The sequence below is a fragment of the Pseudomonas sp. TE3644 genome (assembly GCF_056278815.1).
Genome location: NZ_JBWBQF010000001.1, coordinates 1,383,717 through 1,401,219, shown reverse-complemented (window position 1 = coordinate 1,401,219; position 17,503 = coordinate 1,383,717). Strand labels below are relative to the sequence as shown.

At 63.9% G+C, this 17,503-nt stretch carries 11 protein-coding genes; 4 read left to right on the top strand and 7 right to left on the bottom strand.

The annotated features are described in order from the left end of the window. The first annotated feature begins 16 nt into the window (after nt 1–16). Together ACZ9GA_RS06385 and ACZ9GA_RS06380 are read left to right on the top strand one after the other, a co-directional pair. The gene (locus tag ACZ9GA_RS06385) at nt 17–772 is read left to right on the top strand and encodes a hypothetical protein (RefSeq protein ID WP_457363464.1); all 756 of its coding nucleotides are present in this window, start codon (nt 17–19) and stop codon (nt 770–772) included. A 68-nt stretch (nt 773–840) separates the two neighbouring features. Beyond that, on the top strand, nt 841–2,133 hold the full coding sequence (locus ACZ9GA_RS06380; RefSeq protein WP_457363465.1) for a coiled-coil domain-containing protein: 1,293 nt from the start codon (nt 841–843) through the stop codon (nt 2,131–2,133). A 126-nt stretch (nt 2,134–2,259) separates the two neighbouring features. Here ACZ9GA_RS06380 and ACZ9GA_RS06375 read toward each other — a convergent pair whose 3' ends face one another. Continuing rightward, nucleotides 2,260–3,585: a sigma-54 dependent transcriptional regulator gene (locus ACZ9GA_RS06375; protein WP_457363466.1), complete on the bottom strand. Its 1,326-nt coding sequence runs from the start codon at nt 3,583–3,585 to the stop codon at nt 2,260–2,262. Between the two features lie 323 nt (nt 3,586–3,908). Here ACZ9GA_RS06375 and ACZ9GA_RS06370 point away from each other — a divergent pair, with 323 nt between their 5' ends. Then, on the top strand, nt 3,909–4,178 hold the full coding sequence (locus ACZ9GA_RS06370) for a hypothetical protein (RefSeq protein ID WP_027979375.1): 270 nt from the start codon (nt 3,909–3,911) through the stop codon (nt 4,176–4,178). 179 nt (nt 4,179–4,357) lie between these two features. Next, nucleotides 4,358–4,516: a hypothetical protein gene (locus ACZ9GA_RS06365; RefSeq protein WP_457363467.1), complete on the top strand. Its 159-nt coding sequence runs from the start codon at nt 4,358–4,360 to the stop codon at nt 4,514–4,516. A 698-nt stretch (nt 4,517–5,214) separates the two neighbouring features. Here the strand turns inward: ACZ9GA_RS06365 and ACZ9GA_RS06360 are convergent. From ACZ9GA_RS06360 to ACZ9GA_RS06335, 6 genes are all read right to left on the bottom strand, one after another. Continuing rightward, complete coding sequence (locus ACZ9GA_RS06360) at nt 5,215–5,961, bottom strand: SDR family oxidoreductase (protein ID WP_457363468.1); 747 nt, start codon at nt 5,959–5,961, stop codon at nt 5,215–5,217. Between the two features lie 90 nt (nt 5,962–6,051). After that, nucleotides 6,052–8,136: a putative bifunctional diguanylate cyclase/phosphodiesterase gene (locus tag ACZ9GA_RS06355; protein ID WP_457363469.1), complete on the bottom strand. Its 2,085-nt coding sequence runs from the start codon at nt 8,134–8,136 to the stop codon at nt 6,052–6,054. Between the two features lie 216 nt (nt 8,137–8,352). Then, on the bottom strand, nt 8,353–9,852 hold the full coding sequence (locus tag ACZ9GA_RS06350) for an efflux transporter outer membrane subunit (RefSeq protein ID WP_457363470.1): 1,500 nt from the start codon (nt 9,850–9,852) through the stop codon (nt 8,353–8,355). Beyond that, entirely contained in the window at nt 9,849–12,956 is a 3,108-nt protein-coding gene (locus ACZ9GA_RS06345; RefSeq protein WP_457363471.1) for an efflux RND transporter permease subunit, read from the bottom strand. Before ACZ9GA_RS06345 ends, ACZ9GA_RS06350 begins: the two co-directional genes overlap by 4 nt. Beyond that, on the bottom strand, nt 12,953–16,126 hold the full coding sequence (locus tag ACZ9GA_RS06340; RefSeq protein WP_457363472.1) for an MdtB/MuxB family multidrug efflux RND transporter permease subunit: 3,174 nt from the start codon (nt 16,124–16,126) through the stop codon (nt 12,953–12,955). Before ACZ9GA_RS06340 ends, ACZ9GA_RS06345 begins: the two co-directional genes overlap by 4 nt. Then, nucleotides 16,123–17,457, bottom strand: a complete 1,335-nt coding sequence (locus tag ACZ9GA_RS06335; RefSeq protein ID WP_457363473.1) for an MdtA/MuxA family multidrug efflux RND transporter periplasmic adaptor subunit — start codon at nt 17,455–17,457, stop codon at nt 16,123–16,125. Before ACZ9GA_RS06335 ends, ACZ9GA_RS06340 begins: the two co-directional genes overlap by 4 nt. Nucleotides 17,458–17,503 lie beyond the last annotated feature (46 nt).

Genomic DNA, 17,503 nt, shown 5'->3' with positions numbered 1-17,503 from the left:
GCTCCGGGAGCATCGCATGAACACTCACACTTGGTTGCTGGCCGCGTGCCTGGCGGCCAGCCTGCCGGCGCACGCAGCGTCGGTGCTCAAACCCATCGAGATCAAAGACGCGGAACTGGCTACCCTGCGCGGCAAATACGTGATGCCGGGACGCATCATCAGCTTCGGCGTGGTGATGTCCACCACCTGGCAGAACGCCAACGGTGACGTCATCGGCGCCCGCGGCACCCTGGACGTGCAGGCCACCACCATCAAACCGCAGTTCTACGTACAAATGGTTGACCAGAAAGGCCTGCAGGCCAGCGCCAACGCACTGGCACAAGGTACCGGGACCGTCACCGGCGGCGCCGGGCTGACCACCACCCAAGGCGTGACCCAGTCGGTGCGCGCCGCAGGCGACTACAACACCGCGTACAACAACGTCGACATCAACGTGAAGGAGAGCAATTCGGCACCCGCAGCCGCCGCACCCCAAGGGCAGGCCCTGGCCGCCGGCAGCACCATCAGCGCCGCCAATGCCGCTGGCAACCTGAGCGTTTCCAGCACCGGCGGTGGCGTGCAGATGGCGATCAATGCCAACAACAACCAGGGCGCTGCCCTGCAAAGCATCAGCGGCGCAGGTTTGCTGCAAAGCGCCACCTTGCTGGGCGGTGCCAACGCCGTCAACAACCTCGCCCAGCTCAACGTGGTGCTGCGTGACAACCTGCCCACGGCCGGCGCACTGGACTGTAATTTGAGCCAGCTCAAGGGGCTGCGCAACATGGGCATGTGAACGGCGAGGCGTAAAAAAGTGAACTACGCTTCGTCTCAAAATGTTGCAGTCACAAGGGACGGCTCACCATGCACCGATCGTTTTCGTTCAATGCGGTTGTCTGCCTAAGCGCGTTGCTACCAGCGACCGTGCTGCAAGCGGCACCAGACCCCCAAGTGGAAGAACTCAAACAAGAACTCTTGCAACTCAAGCAACGTTACGAGCAACAACAGCAAGCCCTGATGGTACTGGAGCAGCGGGTCAAACAAGTGGAGGCCACGCCCGCTGCGCCACCGCCCAAACGCCTGACCAAATCCCCCGCCGAGCCCAGCCGGGCGCAGACCGTGGCCACGGGTGCGCCGGGCGCTGCGGGCAGCACGGCCGGTGGTTCGTCCTACGGGCAGTCGCTGAAGGATGATTCGGCGCCGGCCCAGAGCGTGAACAACCTGTATGACGAGAGCACCGGGTTCTTTGGCGGCGGCAAGTTCAGCCTTGAAACCGGCATCACCTATTCGCACTACGACACCCGCCAACTGGTGCTCAATGGTTTCCTGGCACTGGACTCGATCTTTCTGGGCAATATCAACATCGACCGCATCAAGTCCGACAACTGGACCCTGGACCTGACCGGGCGCTACAACGTCAACAACCGTTGGCAGTTCGACTTGAACGTGCCGGTGGTGTACCGCGACTCGACCTTCCAGTCCGCAGGTGCCGGCGGCTCTACCACGGCCATCTCCCAGGAATCGGTACGACGCGATCCCACTATCGGCGACATCAACGCCGGGGTGGCCTACAAGTTCATGGACGAAGGCCCGTACCGTCCCGATGCGGTGTTCAGCGTGCGCGTCAAGGCCCCCACCGGCCAAGACCCTTACGGCATCAAGCTGATCCAGTCGAGCACCAACAACAACCTGTCGGTGCCTGAATCACTGCCTACCGGCAACGGTGTGTGGTCCATCACCCCGGGCATCTCGCTGATCAAGAGCTTCGACCCGGCGGTGCTGTTCGGCAGCTTCTCCTACACCCACAACTTTGAGGACTCGTTCAGCGACATCAGCCCGCAGGTCAACAGCAAAATCCCCGGCAAGGTCGACCTGGGCGACAGCTTCCAGATAGGCGCCGGCGTGGCGTTCGCCCTCAACGAGAAGATGAGCATGTCGTTCTCGCTGTCGGACCTGATTCAGCGCCGCAGCAAGATCAAACAGGACGGCGGTGACTGGCAGGGCGTGCCGGCCAGCGATGCCAACGCCGGGTATTTCAACATCGGCATGACCATCGCCGCCAGCGACTCGCTGACCATCGTGCCCAACCTGTCCATTGGTTTGACGGATGATGCGCCGGACTTCACCTTCAGCCTGAAATTCCCGTATTACTTCTGATGCCACTCGCACGCAGCGCGACTGCCTCCGTGGGAGTGGGCTCTGCCCACGAAAAGACCACCGCGTAGCGTCAGCGACTATGCGGTGGCCTTTTCGCGGGTAGAACCCGCTCCCACAGGACAGTGTTCAGCGGATTTGGTGTTTGTGCAGCAGCCGATAGAACGTCGGCCGCGAGATACCCAGCACGCGCGCGGCGATGCTGAGGTTGTCGGAATGGCGGTTGAGCACGTCGCATAATGCCTGACGCTCGGCACGGTGTTTGTAGTCTTCCAGGGTGCCCATGGGCACCACGGTCGCCGCCTGGCTGATCAAGCCCAGGTCCTGGGCCTCGATCTGTCGCCCTTCGGCCAACACCAGGCCACGACGCACACGGTTGGCCAACTCGCGGACGTTGCCCGGCCAATCGTGCTTGCCCATGGCGATCAGCGCGTCTTCGCTGAAACTGCGCGGCCGGCGGCCGGTTTCCTGGCTGTAGAAATGGGCGAAATGGTTGGCCAGCATCGACAGGTCACCATGGCGCTCGCGCAGCGGCGCCGTGACCACCTGCAACACATTAAGACGGTAATAAAGATCTTCGCGGAAGCGCCCCACACTGATCGCCGACTCCAGATTAACGTGGGTGGCCGCCAGTACCCGCACATCCACGGCGATGGGCTGGCTGCCCCCTACCCGCTCGATGTGTTTTTCCTGCAGAAAGCGCAGCAGGTTAGCCTGCAACTCCAACGGCAGGTCGCCGATTTCATCGAGAAACAGCGTGCCGCCATTGGCCGCCTCGATACGCCCCACCTTGCGCTGATGCGCCCCGGTGAAAGCGCCCTTCTCATGGCCAAATAGCTCCGACTGGATCAGGTGCTCGGGAATCGCCCCGCAGTTGATCGCCACGAACGGCTTGGCATGGCGCAGGGACTGGCGGTGCAGGGTGCGCGCCACCAGTTCCTTGCCGGTGCCGCTCTCGCCGCGAATCAACACCGGCGACTCGGTGGGCGCCAGTTTGCTCAACAGCTTGCGCAAGTCACGGATCGGCCGGCTGTCGCCCAGCAATTCATGCTCGGGCTGATTGACGTGCACCGCCCCCTGCCCCCTCAGGCGCGCCATGCCAAAGGCGCGGCCCAGGGTCACCTGCACGCGGGACACATCGAACGGCAGGGTATGGAAATCGAAAAACCACTCGCACACGAAGTCGCCGACATTCTGCATGCGCAGCACGTCCTGGTTAAGCACGGCGATCCATTCGGTGTTGCTGCGGCTGATCAGCTCCTTCACCGCCTCCGGGCGTTCCAGGTGAAAGGGCTGCAGGCGCAGCAGGCCCACGTCGCAGGGGCGGTCGGCGGCCTCGTCCAGCTCGCAGCTGTCAACCTCCCAACCCACGGTGCGCAGGCCGGGCAGTAGTTGGTGGCAGTCATCGCACGGATCGACAATTAACAGGCGTCGCGTGTTCGCCATCTCGAGCATGACTGACTCCTTGGCGCCAATAATATAAAAGTTATTAGAAACAGCAGGTTGGCGACCCCGTCTGTAACAGTAGCAACTAACTTGACGCTGCCTAGGACCGTTGGTCTACAAAACCGTTACAAATTTTTGCCGTGACGGAATTTCGTTGATTTTTCAACGTCAAAACGTTCGCCTGAATGTAACGAGAAAAAAGTTTGAACATTTTTCTGCCCGCGTGTGACTTGTTGCCCGGTTGGCAGCATCAGTACAAACAAGCAGACGCAATCGGTAACGACCTTGCCGAAGCGCTGCAACCTTTTGGGCACACTAGAGAGACCAAACCCATGAACGCCCCGCTGCGTGTCAACGAAGCACTTCTGATTGCCGGCCACGCCTTTGAACCCTTCCAGTGTGTGGCCTGGGCCCCGCAGGATGGCAATGGCGAACTGAGCCTGACGGTGGTGGACCGCACCCGTAACAGCATCGGCCGCAAGCAAGTACCGAGCAGCACTTACTCGGACCCGGCCCAGTGGGCTCACTTGCTGGAAGAAGTACGTGCCGAACTGCGCCAGGAAGGTTACGACCTGCAACCCTGGAGCATGCCACAGCAATAAGTGGCACTTTGCGTTGGGCTGGAGTGGCAACTTTGGATAGTTGGGTTATTCATTAATCCTTAGTTGCCTTGCCCTGCGACATAAGAGCGCAGCTCTTATCTTTTACTATTAAACCCCCACAAAATATCTCCCCACAGGCCCCACTCCCGCCTGCGCTTAGCCGTGCTTTGGCTTTGGCTTTGGCTTTGGCTTTGGCTTTGGCTTTGGCTTTGGCTTTGGCTTTGGCTTTGGCTTTGGCTTTGGCTTTGGCTTTTGATCTTGCTGTTGCTCTGGCTTTTGATCTTGCTTTTGATCTTGCTTTTGATCTTGCTTTTGATCTTGATCTTAGGCCCCGTTAGAGCCAAGGGCCGACCGGAGGCGTCGATCAAGCGGCCTTCAGCGTAGCTGAAGGAGACGGAACCGGAGACGCTTCTATTCCGGGCCGTCGTCCGCTTGATCGACGCCGTAGGGAGGGGACCCGGAGCGCAGCGCAGGGCCCAGGCTCGGGGCGAGAATTTTTGGTTACTTTTTTTTCGACTGAAAAAAGTGACCCGGCGTAAGGCCGGAACCGCCGGTGGCCGCACCCTGGATAATGGATATGTCCACAGCCCTCAACAGCGGGATCCGCAGACCTTGAACATATCCATTACCCAGGGTGATGCAGAATCACCTTTCCGCCCTTACGGCGGGTCACTTTTTGACAAACGCCTCAAAAAGTAACCAAAAAAGGCTCGCCCCCGAGCCCGGTCCCTACGCTTCGCTCCGGGTCCCCTCCCTCCGACGTCGATCAAGCGGACGACGGCCCGGAATAGAAGCGCCTCCGGTTCCGTCTCCTTCAGCTACGCTGAAGGCCGCTTGATCGACGTCTCCGGTCGGCCCTGGGCTCTAACGGGGGCACACAATCAAGATCAAAGGCCTCACGGAAGCAAAAGCAGTCTGCGTTGTGCTTGAGGGTGGGGCATGAATCAAGATCAAGGGCCTCACGGAAGCAAAAGCTGCCTCGCTGGGGACTTGCTTTGGATGGGCCGGCCAGCGCAGCCTGGCGGCAGCGGCTACATCAGCGGCCGCCACCCAAGTCCAGGAAACTGCCCGTGGTATAGCTGGCCTGCTCGGACGCCAACCACAAAATCGCCTCCGCCACCTCATGCGGCTGCCCACCACGCCCCATCGGAATCCCCGGCTCCAGCTTACTGACCCGATCCGGATCACCGCTCAACGCGTGAAACTCGGTAAAGATATACCCCGGCCGCACTGCATTGACCCGCACGCTCTCCCCCGCCAACTCTTTGGCCAGGCCTACGGTGAAAGTATCCAGCGCACCTTTGGAAGCCGCATAGTCCACATACTCGCCAGGCGAACCCAGGCGGGCCGCGACGGAGGACACGTTGACGATGCTGCCGCCATGGCCACCATGACGCGTGGACATGCGCAGGATGGCGTGCTTGGCACACAGAATGGGACCGGCAACGTTGCTCTTGAGCAGCTTGAGCAGGCGGAATTCGGACATCTCGTCCACCCGCGAGGTGTGGCCCACCGTGGCGGCATTATTGACCAGCGTGGTCACCGGCCCCAACTCCACGTCGACCCGGTGGAACAGGTGCACCACCTCATCCTCGACACTGACGTCGGCGCGCACGGCAATGGCCTGTGCCCCCAGCTCGCGCACCTCGGCCAGGGTAGCCTGGGCCGCCTGCTCATCGGACAGGTAATTGATGCACACGCGATAACCCTGGCGGGCGGCCAGGCGCGCCGTGGCGGCACCAATGCCGCGACTGCCGCCAGTGATGACAATGACTTTATCCATGGACCTCGGTGCACTCCTCATGGGGGTTTGAATCAAGGTAGAAAGCAATGTGACATTACCGCACCAGCCCCCCGCCCCGCCAGTGCCTGATCAGGCCTGGGCGACGCGCTGGTGTGCTTCGGCGGCGTGAATATCGGCCATGAAGCGCTCGGCAGGCAGCGGATGGCCCAGATGATAGCCCTGCAGCGCATCACAACCCAGACGGGTGAGGAAATTCTGCTGGTTATCGGTTTCCACGCCCTCGGCGACGATCCGCAGCCCAAGCGCCTGCCCCAACGCGACGATGGCCGAGACAATGGCGGCATCATCGCTGTCCTGCTCAAGATCGCGGACAAAACCACGGTCGATTTTCAATTCATTGGCCGGCAGACGCTTGAGGTACATCAGGCTCGAATAGCCGGTACCGAAGTCATCGATGGACAGGTCCACACCCATGTCGGCCAGCTGGCGCAGCACACTCATGCTGGCATCGGCGTCGCTCATGGCCGTGGACTCGGTAATTTCCAGGGTCAGGTTGTTGGCCGCCAACTGGTGACGCGCCAGCGCCGCGGCAACGCTGCGCACCAGCCCCAGGTGGCAGAACTGCAGCGCCGACAGGTTGACCGCGATACGCCAGTGGCCGTAGCCCTCCAACACCCACTGGCGCATCTGCCGGCAGGCCTCGTCCAATACCCACTCGCCGATGCTGATAATCAGGCCGGTCTTTTCCGCAAGGCCAATGAAGCTGTCCGGGGCCAACAAGCCCTGCTCCGGGTGCTCCCAGCGCACCAGGGCCTCGGCGCCCACGGGCTGGCCGGTGGCGGCGTCGAACTTGGGCTGGTAGAACAGGCGGAACTCCTTGCGCTCCACCGCCAGGCGCAGGTCCTGCAGCAACTGCAACTGCTTGCGGGCGTTGGTGTTCATCGAGCCGTCGAAGAAGCTGTAGCCGTTCTTGCCCGCGCTCTTGGCGTGGTACATGGCGGCATCGGCGTTCATCAGCAGGGCGTGCTGGTCGGCGCCGTTGCCAGGGTACATGGCAATGCCGATGCTGGCGGAAATCTGCAGGCTCTGCTCGCCCACGCCGAACACCTGGCCAATCAGGGCCACCTGACGCGCGGCCACCGTGGGGGCATCGTTGGGCTCGCGCAGGGCCACCAGCAGCACGAACTCGTCGCCGCCGATGCGCGCCAGGGTGTCCTGGCCCTGCAGGTTACCGCGCAGGCGCAAGGCCACCGCGCGCAGCAACTCATCGCCCATGTGATGGCCAAAGGCATCGTTGACCGGCTTGAAGCCGTCCAGGTCGATGAACATCAGCGCAAAGCAGCCGCCGTTCTCGTCCACCATCTGCATGGCCTGGGCGATGCGGTCGGCCAGCAGCACGCGGTTGGGCAGCCCGGTGAGGTTGTCGTGCAGGGCCAGCTGGGTGAGCTCGCGGTTGGCCAGGCGCAGGGAGTTGGCCAGGTCCGCCGTACGGGCCTCCATGCGCGCGTCCAGCACCGAGGTCAGCAAGGTGATGCCCAGCACCGACAGGCTGGTGATCAGCACCATGTAGTCCAGGCCCTTGCCGTTCAGGCCGCTGGCACCGCACACGCTGCCTTCGGGGAACATGGCCGCGGCCATGCCGGTGTAATGCATGCCGACGATGGCAATGCCCATCACCACCGACGCCACGCTCCTGGCCAGCAGCACATGGGGGGTGGCATGGCGCAGGCGGAAGGCGATGTACAGCGCCGCCGCCGAAGCACCAATGGCAATGACCAGGGAGTCGATAAACAGCACCGTGTCGTACTGAATGCCCGGCGACATGCGCATGGCCGCCATGCCGGTGTAGTGCATCGTCGCGATGCCACTGCCCATGATCAGCGCCCCGAAGGCCAGTTGCAGCAACGGCAGGCGCGGCTGGCTGACCAGCCACAGGGCAAAGCCTGAGGACAGTACGGCGATCAGCAGGGACAGGCCGGTAAGCGCGAGGTCGTAGCCCAGGGGAATCGGCAAGCTGAAGGCCAGCATGCCAATAAAATGCATCGACCAGATGCCGATGCCCATGGACAGCGAACCGCCGGCCATCCAGAAATACACCGCGCGACCTTTGGCGGTGGCGATGCGGCCGACCAGGTCCAGCGCCGTATAGGACGCCAACATGGCCACGCACAAGGAAATGACGACTAAAGAAGGGGAATAACTACCAATCAGCATGCGACTCTCTACACCTGCGAATCCGACGCGTTCCCTGCTCATCAATCGCCAGGGATTGTACGCAATTAAACGTTTGTTTGCTTGCGAAGAGCGCCTGACTGCGGGGGTTTCACGAGATATCGCTTTGCCACTACCGCGCCCAGCTTCTACAAGGGTCCTGTCCCTGTACAGCCGTGTACAGGAACAGGCAGACCTTAACCTTTCAGACGAACGGCATCAAGGATTGCGACTCAGTTCCAGCTGCCCGTCCCAGCCGCCACCCAAGGCGGCGATCAACTGCACGCTGGCCACCAGGCGGCTTTGCAGCACATTGAGCACACTGCGCTCGTTGCTCAAGGCCGTGGCCTGCACCGTTACCACATCCAGGTAGGCGATCAACCCGGCCTTGTATTGATTGGTGGTCAGGCGCAGGGATTCGCGGGCTGATTCCAGTGCCTGCTGCCGCACTTGGGCCTCGTCCTCGTACACCTTGAGCTGGACCATGTAGTTTTCCACTTCCTGGAAGCCGTCCAGCACGGTCTGGCGGTATTGGGCGACGGTCTGGTCGTAGACCGCCTCGGTGCGCGCCACTTCCGCCGAACGCTGACCGCCGTCGAACAGCGTGCCGGCCAGTTGCGGCCCTACCGACCAGAAGCGGTTGGGCAAGGTCAGCCAGTTGGCGAAGGTGCTGCTGCTGTAGCCACCGGACAGGCTCAGGGTCAGGTCCGGGTAGTAGGCTGACTTGGCCACGCCGATGTTGGCGTTGGCCGCCATCACCGAGCGTTCGGCGGCGGCGATGTCGGGGCGCCGTTCCAGCCATTGCGACGGCACCTGCACCGGGATCTGTGGCAGGGCCGGAATCGACGTACTCTCGGCCAGGTTGAAGTCGGCCGGCGGCACGCCCATCAGCACGGCGATGGCGTTCTCGTACTGGGCGCGCTGCCAGGCCAGGTCCACCAGGTCAGCCTGGGTGGTGCGCAGTTGGGTTCGCGCCTGGGCCACGGCATCGGCGCCGGAGACGCCCACCTTGTACTGGTTCTGGGTCATGGTCAGCGAACGCTGGTAGGTTTCGACCGTGGCTTGCAGCAGGCGCTTCTGTTCATCGATCACCCGCAACTGCAGGTAGTTCTGCACCAGTTGCGACTGCAGGCTCAGGCGGATGGCCGCCAGGTCCGCCAGGCTGGCCTGGGCGCTGCCCTTGTCGGCTTCCAGGCCTCGGCGCAGTTTACCCCACACGTCAGCTTCCCAGCTGACGCTGGCCTGGGTGCTGTAGGTGTTGCGGATACCGCTGCTGGCGCTGCTGAGGCTCGAATTGCTGCTGCCGGTGCCTTGGCTGGAGCGGCTTTTGCTGGCGCTGAGGTCCACCGTGGGGAAGAACGCACCCTGGGCGCTTTTCACCAGCGCCTGGGCCTGACGGTACTGGGCCTCGTATTGCACCACTGTCTGGTTGGAATGGTTCAGGCGTTCCACCAGACCATTGAGCTGCGCATCACCGTACAGCTCCCACCAGGCGCCACGGGCCAGGGCGTCACTGGGCTGCGCCTGACGCCAGCCCTGGGCGGCCTTGAAGTGGGCCGGTGCGGCCACCTCGGGGCGCTTGTAGTCGGGGCCCACGGCGCAGCCGCCCAGCAGCAGGCCGCTGAGCATCAGCGCGCTCAGGCTCAGGTTGAGCCCCCGGGAACCACGGGCGGTGGCCATCTGGCAGGTCATGGGGCACGGCACGATCGGCTTGGTCATAGCGGGATTTCCAGGGATGCATCGGTACGTACGCCGCGCCAGCGGTTGACGCGGTGGCGCAGGCGGTCAAGGTAGAGGTACACCACCGGCGTGGTGTACAGGGTCAACAACTGGCTGAACACCAGCCCACCGATGATGGCCAGGCCCAGGGGCTGGCGCATCTCGGCGCCCTCGGTGCCGCCGATCAGCAGCGGCAAGGCGCCGAGGATGGCCGCCAGGGTGGTCATCAGGATCGGCCGCAGGCGTTGCAGGCAAGCCTGGCGAATCGAGTCGAACGGACCCATGCCCTGCTCGCGCTCCAACTGCAAGGCCAGGTCGATCATCAGAATCGCGTTTTTCTTCACCACGCCGATCAGCAGGAACAGCCCCAGCAGCGAGATCAGGCTGAACTCGCCACCGGTCACGTAGATGCTCAGCAGCGCGCCGACGCCGGCCGACGGCAAGGTCGAGAGGATGGTCAGCGGGTGCACGTAGCTTTCATAGAGAATGCCCAGCACCAGGTACACCAGCACCAGCGAACCGAGGATCATCCACGGTTGGCTCTTCTGCGCGGCGGCAAAGGCATCACCGGTGCCGGCGACCTTGACGATGATGTCCTCGGGCAGGCCCAGGCTGGCAATGCCGCGCTCGATGGCCGCGGTGGCACGGTCCAGGGGCACACCTTCGGCCAGGTCGAAGGCGATGCTTTCGGAGGCGAACTGGCCTTCGTGGCTGACGCTGTCGTCGGCCAGGCTGTTGTCGTAATGGGCGATGCTGGACAGCGGCACGCGCGCCCCCGCCGAGTTGATCACCTGCACCTGGTCGAGGGTGACCGGGTCCTGGGCGTATTTGGGGTTGATCTCCATCACCACCTGGTACTGGTTGAGGCTGTCGTAGATGGTGGATATCTGCCGCTGGCTGTAGGCGTTGTTGAGCACCGCGGTGACGGTGCTCATGTCGATGCCCAAGCGCTTGGCCTGGTCGCGGTCTACCACCAGGGTGACCTGCGGCGCGCCGCGGCCTTCGCGGGCGTCGATGGAGGTCAGCTCGGGCAGTTTCTTGAACGCGGCGACGATTTTCGGGTACCACAGACGCAGCGCGGCCAGGTCGCCGCTCTGGATGATGTACTGGTACTGCGAGGTGGTCTGGTCGCGGGCGCCGCCGAACTGCAGGTCCTGGTCGGCCATCAGCATCAAGCGGGCGCCGGGCACCTTGGGCAGGTTCTTGCGCAGGCGCTCGATGACCTGCTGGGCGTTGACGTCACGCTCTTTGATGGGCTTGAGGCGCACCAGGATGGTGGCGTTGTTAGTGCCGTTGTTGCCACCGATGAAGCCGGCGACGCTGGACACGGCCGGGTCGGCGATGATGGCGCGGCGGAAGGCTTCCATCTTCGGCTGCATCACGGTAAACGAGAGGCCGTCGTCGCCGCGCACGAAGCCCATCAGCTGGCCGGTGTCCTGCTGCGGCATGAAGGTCTTGGGCACCACCACGTACAGGGCAATGTTGACGCCGATGGTAATCAGCAGGCTGATCAGGGTCAGGCGTCGGTGCGCCAGGGCCCAGCCCAGGGTACGGTCGTAGCCGCGCACCAAGGCATCGTGCACGCGGTTGCTCCAGTACTGCAGGCGCGTCTCGCGGCTGTGGTCGTGGGGCTTGAGCCAGCGCGCGCAGAGCATCGGCGTCAGCGTCAGCGACACCAGCAGCGACACCACAATGGCCGCCGACAGGGTGATGGAAAATTCGCGGAACAGTTTCTCGATGATGCCGCCCATGAACAGGATCGACATGAACACCGCCACCAGCGAGGCGTTCATCGCCAGCAAGGTGAAACCCACTTCCTGGGCGCCCTTGTAGGCGGCCTTCATCGGCGCCATGCCGTCATTGATATGCCGGGCGATGTTCTCCAACACCACGATGGCGTCGTCCACCACCAGCCCCGTGGCCAGAATCAGCGCCATCAGCGACAGGTTGTTCAGCGAGAAGCCCCACAGGTACATGATGGCAAAGGTGCCCACCAGCGACACCGGCACCGCCAGGGTGGGGATCAGCGAGGCGCGCCAGTCGGCCAGGAACAGGTACACCACCAGCACCACCAGGGCCACCGCGATCAGCAGGGTGCTTTCGGCCTCGTGCAGGGTGGCGGTGATCACCGGCGAGCGGTCCATGGCGATGTTCAGCCGCACGCTGGCCGGCAGCACCGCTTGCAGCGCCGGCAGCTGCGCCTTGATCTGCGCCACGGTCTTGATGATGTTAGCGCCGGCCTGGCGGTTGATCACCAGCAGCACTGCCGCGTCGTCGTTGAAGAAACCGGCGTTGTAGCGGTCTTCCACGCCATCGGTGAGCTTGGCCACGTCGCTCAGGCGCAGGGCCGAGCCGTTCTGGTAGCGAATGATCAGCGGGCCGTAGTCCTTGGCCTTTTCCAGCTGGTCGTTGGCCTGCACCTGCCAGTTGTGTTCGTCGTCCTCGACGAAGCCCTTGGGCCGGCGCACGTTGGCGTTGGCGATGGTGGTGCGCACCTCGTCCAGGGACACGCCGTACTGGTTGAGCAGGTTGGGCTCCACCTCGATGCGCACCGCCGGCAGCGAGCTGCCGCCGATCTGCACCTCCCCTACCCCGTCCACCTGGGACAGGCTCTGGGACAGGATGGTGGACGCCAGGTCATACAGTTGGCCTTTCTCCAGCACGTCCGAGGTCAGCGACAGCACCATGATCGGCGCCTGGGCCGGGTTGACCTTTTTGTAGGTGGGCATGCTGCGCATGCCGCTGGGCAGCAGTGGCCGCGAGGCGTTGATGGCCGCCTGTACTTCGCGGGCAGCGCCGTTGATGTCGCGGTCCTGGTCGAACTGCAGAATCACCCGCGTCGAGCCTTGGCTGGAGCGGCTGTTCATGTTGCTCACCCCCGAGATACTGCCAAAGGCGCGCTCCAGCGGCGTGGCCACGGTGGAGGCCATGACTTCAGGGCTGGCGCCCGCCAGGTTGGCCGACACCACGATCACCGGGAAGTCCATCTGCGGCAGCGGCGACACCGGCAGCAGGCCGAAGCTGACGCCGCCCAGCAGCATCACCGCGACGCTGAGCAGCAGGGTCGCCACCGAGCGGCGAATGAACAACGCAGACAGGTTCATGCCGACGCCTGCGGTTCAGCGGCCGGGGCCTTGCGCCAGCGGCGCGCCAGGCGGTCGAAGTACAGGTAGATCACCGGGGTGGTGAACAGCGTCAGTACCTGGCTCACCAGCAACCCGCCCACCATCACCAAACCCAGGGGCTGGCGCAGCTCGGCGCCCGAGCCACCGGCCAGCATCAGCGGCACGGCGCCGAACAGCGCGGCCATGGTGGTCATCAGAATCGGCCGGAAGCGCAGCAGCGCCGCTTGGTAAATGGCGGTCTGCGGGTCCAGGCCCTGGGTGCGTTCGGCGTCCAGGGCGAAGTCGATCATCATGATCGCGTTCTTCTTGACGATGCCGATCAGCAGGATGATGCCGATGATGGCGATCATGCCCAAGTCATTGCCGCTCAGCAGCAGCGCCAGCAAGGCGCCCACCGCCGCCGACGGCAGCGTGGAGAGGATGGTGATGGGGTGGATATAGCTCTCGTAGAGAATGCCCAGCACGATGTACATGGTGACCACCGCCGCCAGGATCAGCAGCAAGGTGCTCGACAGCGAGGCCTGGAACGCCTGGGCGGCACCCTGGAACTGGGTCTGCACGCCAATCGGCATGCCGATGTCCTGCTGCACCTGCTCGATCAGTTCCACCGCCTGGCCCAGCGCCACGCCCGGCGCCAGGTTGAACGAGACCATCACCGCCGGGAACTGGCCGATGTGGGAAATGGCCAGCTGCGCCTGGCGCTGCTCGATGTGCGCCAGGCTCGACAGGCGCACCTGGGTGCTGTTGGTCACCGGCAGCGACGAAGAGGCACCGGTCAGGGTGCTGGACACGGTCTGGTTGATGGCGCTGTCGCTGGGCGTGCTCTTGACGTAGATCTGCTCCAGCGCCTGCGGGCCAATGACCGAAGCGTTGGCCGCCTGCAACACCACGCGGTACTGGCTGGCCTGGGTGTAGATGGTCGATATCTGCCGCTGGCCGAAGGCGTCATACAGGGCGTTGGTGATGTCGGACACGTTCACGCCCAGGCGCTTGGCCTGGTCGCGGTCGATCACCAGGTACACCTGCAGGCCCTTGTCCTGCAGGTCGCTGGCCACGTCGGTGAGTTGCGGGTGCTGACGCAGGGCGTCAACCAGCTTGCCGCTCCACTGGCCCAACAGCTCGGCGTCGGGGGACGACAGGCTGAACTGGTACTGGGTGCGGCTGACGCGGTCTTCGATGGTCAGGTCTTGCACCGGCTGCATGAACAGACGCATGCCCACCAACTGGTCAGCCTGCGGCTGAATGTTGGCAATGACTTCGCTGGCGGTGTGGCTGCGCAGGCCCAGGGGCTTGAGGTTGATCAGCATGCGGCCGCTGTTGAGGGTGGCGTTGTCGCCGTCCACGCCGATGTACGAGGACAGGCTTTCCACGTCCGGGTCCTGCAGCACGATGGCGGCCAGCTGCTGCTGACGCTGGCTCATGGCGCCGAAGGAAATCGACTGCGGTGCTTCGGTGATGCCCTGGATCACCCCGGTGTCCTGCACCGGGAAGAAACCCTTGGGCACTACCATATAAAGGAACACGGTGAGGCCCAGGGTGGCCACGGCCACCAGCAGGGTCAGCGGCTGGTGACGCAGCACCCATTGCAGCTTGCGGCCGTAGGCCTCAATCAGCCAGTCGATCCAGGCGCCGCTGGCGCGGTAGAAGCGCGTCTGCTCTTCGGGCTTGGGCTCACGCTTGAGCAGGCGCGCGCACATCATCGGCGTCAGGGTCAGGGACACCACCAGCGAAATCAGGATGGCCACCGCCAGGGTGATGGCGAACTCGCGGAACAGGCGCCCCACCACGTCGGCCATGAACAGCAGCGGGATCAGCACGGCGATCAGCGAGAAGGTCAGCGACAGCAGGGTGAAACCGATCTGGCGGGCACCCTTGAGCGCGGCCTGCAGCGGTGTCTCGCCCTCCTCGATGTGCCTTGAGATGTTCTCCAGCATGACGATGGCGTCGTCCACCACGAAACCGGTGGCGATGGTCAGGGCCATCAGCGTCAGGTTGTTGATGGAGAAACCGGCCAAATACATGATGCCGAACGTGCCGATCAGCGACAGCGGCACGGCCACCGAAGGGATGATGGTGGCGCTGAAGCGGCGCAGGAACAGGAAGGTCACCAGCACCACCAGGGCCACCGAGAACAGCAGCTCGTGCTGCACGTCCTTGACCGAGGCACGGATGGTTTGCGTGCGGTCGGTGAGCACCGTCACGTCCAGGCCGGCCGGCAGGTTGTCGGTGATCGACGGCAGCACCGCCTTGATGCGGTCCACCACGTCGATGACGTTGGCACCGGGCTGGCGCTGGATGTTCAGCAGCACCGCCTGGTTCTTGTTGGCCCAGGCCGCCAGGCGCTCGTTCTCGGCGCCGTCGACGATGGTCGAAACGTCCTTGAGGCGCAGCGGCGCGCCGTTGCGGTAGCTGAGGATCAGGTTGGCGTATTCCTCGGGCGACACCATCTGGTCGTTGGCGTCGAGCATCGACACCCGCGTGGGGCCGTCGAAGTTGCCCTTGGGCTGGTTGACGTTGGAGGCGGCAATCAGCGTGCGCACGTCGGCCAGGTTCAGGCCTGCGGCCGCCAGGGCTTCGGGGTTGACCTTGATGCGCACCGCCTGGCGCTGGCCGCCGGCAATGGAGACCATGCCCACGCCCGTGATCTGGGCGATTTTCTGCGCCATGCGTGTGTCCACCAGGTCATTGAGCTTGGGCAGCAGCATGGTTTTCGAGCTGATGGCCAGGGTCAGTACCGGGGTGTCGGCGGGGTTGACCTTGTTGTACACCGGCGGTGCCGGCAGGTCGGTGGGCAGCAGGTTGGTGGCGGCGTTGATGGCTGCCTGCACCTGCTGCTCGGCCACGTCCATGTTGATGTCGAGGCTGAAGCGCAGGGTCAGCACCGAGGCGCCGCCACTGCTGGTGGAGGCCATCTGGGTCAGGCCGGGCATCTGCCCGAACTGGCGCTCCAGCGGCGCAGTCACGGCGCTGGTCATCACTTGCGGGCTGGCGCCGGGGTACAGGGTCATGACCCGGATGGTCGGGTAGTCGACCTGTGGCAACGCCGAGACCGGCAACAGGCGGTAGGCGATCAGGCCGGCGAGGATGATCGCCAGCATGCTCAGGGTAGTGGCTACCGGACGCAGGATGAACAGCCGCGACAGATTCATACGCCCGCCTTGCTCCGGTGGCCGGTGCCGGCCTGCTTGCCCGCCGCGTCTTCACCCTTGAGGTGCTGGCCGGGGGTAGTCGGCACCTGGGCGGGGTCGTTGACCACTTCCACGGTGCTGCCGTCGCGCAGGCGGTCAGTGCCTTCCAGCACCACGCGATCGCCCTTGGCCAGGCCTTCCTCGACCACCGTGACGTTGCCGTCGGAGGCGCCGATTTTCAGGGTGCGGATGCGCACCTTGTTGTCGCCGTCCATGGCGTAGACGAAGGTGCCGTTGGTGCCGAACTGCACGGCGGCCGACGGCGCCAGCACCACGTCTTTCAGGGTGTCGGACAGCAGGTGGACGTTGACGAACTGGTTGGGGAACAGGGCCAGGTCCTTGTTATCGAAGTAGGCCTTGAACTTCAGGGTGCCGGTGGTGGTGTCGATCTGGTTGTCGATGCTGTGCAGTACGCCGCTGGCCTGCTGGGCGCGGTCGCCGCGGTCCCAGGCTTCCACCGGCAGGGTGGCGCCGCTGCGTACGCGCGCCAGCACCGGGTCCAGGGTGGTTTCCGGCAAGGTGAAGATCACACTGATGGGCTGTACCTGGGTGATCACCGCCAGGGCAGTGGTGTCGTTGGCGGCCACCAGGTTGCCCACGTCCAGTTGGCGCAAGCCCACGCGGCCGCTGATGGGCGCGCGGATCTGGGTGAATTCCAGGTTGAGCTTGGCGTTGTTGACGTTGGCCTGGTCGGTCAGCAGCGTGCCCTGGTACTGGCCTACCAGCGCCACGGCGGTGTCCAGGGTCTGCTTGGCGATGCTGTCCTGGGCGAACAGCTCTTTATAGCGCTGCTGGTCCATTTGTGCGTTTTTCAGCTGCGCCTGGTCCTGGGCCAGGGTGCCCTGGGCCTGCTGCAAAGCAATTTCGTACGGACGCGGGTCGATCACCGCCAGCAGGTCACCGGCCTTGACCATTTGCCCTTCCTGGAACGCCACCTTCACCAATTCCCCCGCCACGCGGCTGCGCACGCTGATGGTGTTGGTCGCAGTCACCGTGCCCAGCGCCTTGAAATAGACCGGGAAGTCGCCCACCGTCGCTGGCGCCACGCGCACCGGCGTGGGGCCGGTATTGGGGCCGAAGCCTGGGCGCATGGGGTTGCCGCCTGGTCGCCCGCCGTGGGGCCGCCCGCCTTCCGGTGGCCCACCCGCTGGCGGGCCTGCCTGGAGCTGAGCCGGGGCGTGCATCGACCGCCAGTAGAGCCCGGCGGCAATCAGCAGGATCAGGATCAGCAGGCCAAACAGCCAACGGGGGAATTTACGGGAACCGGCGGGTTGCATGGAATGATCGACCATTATTGGAGGTGGGTGGGAGTCGAGAGGCTGGAACGATAATCATTGT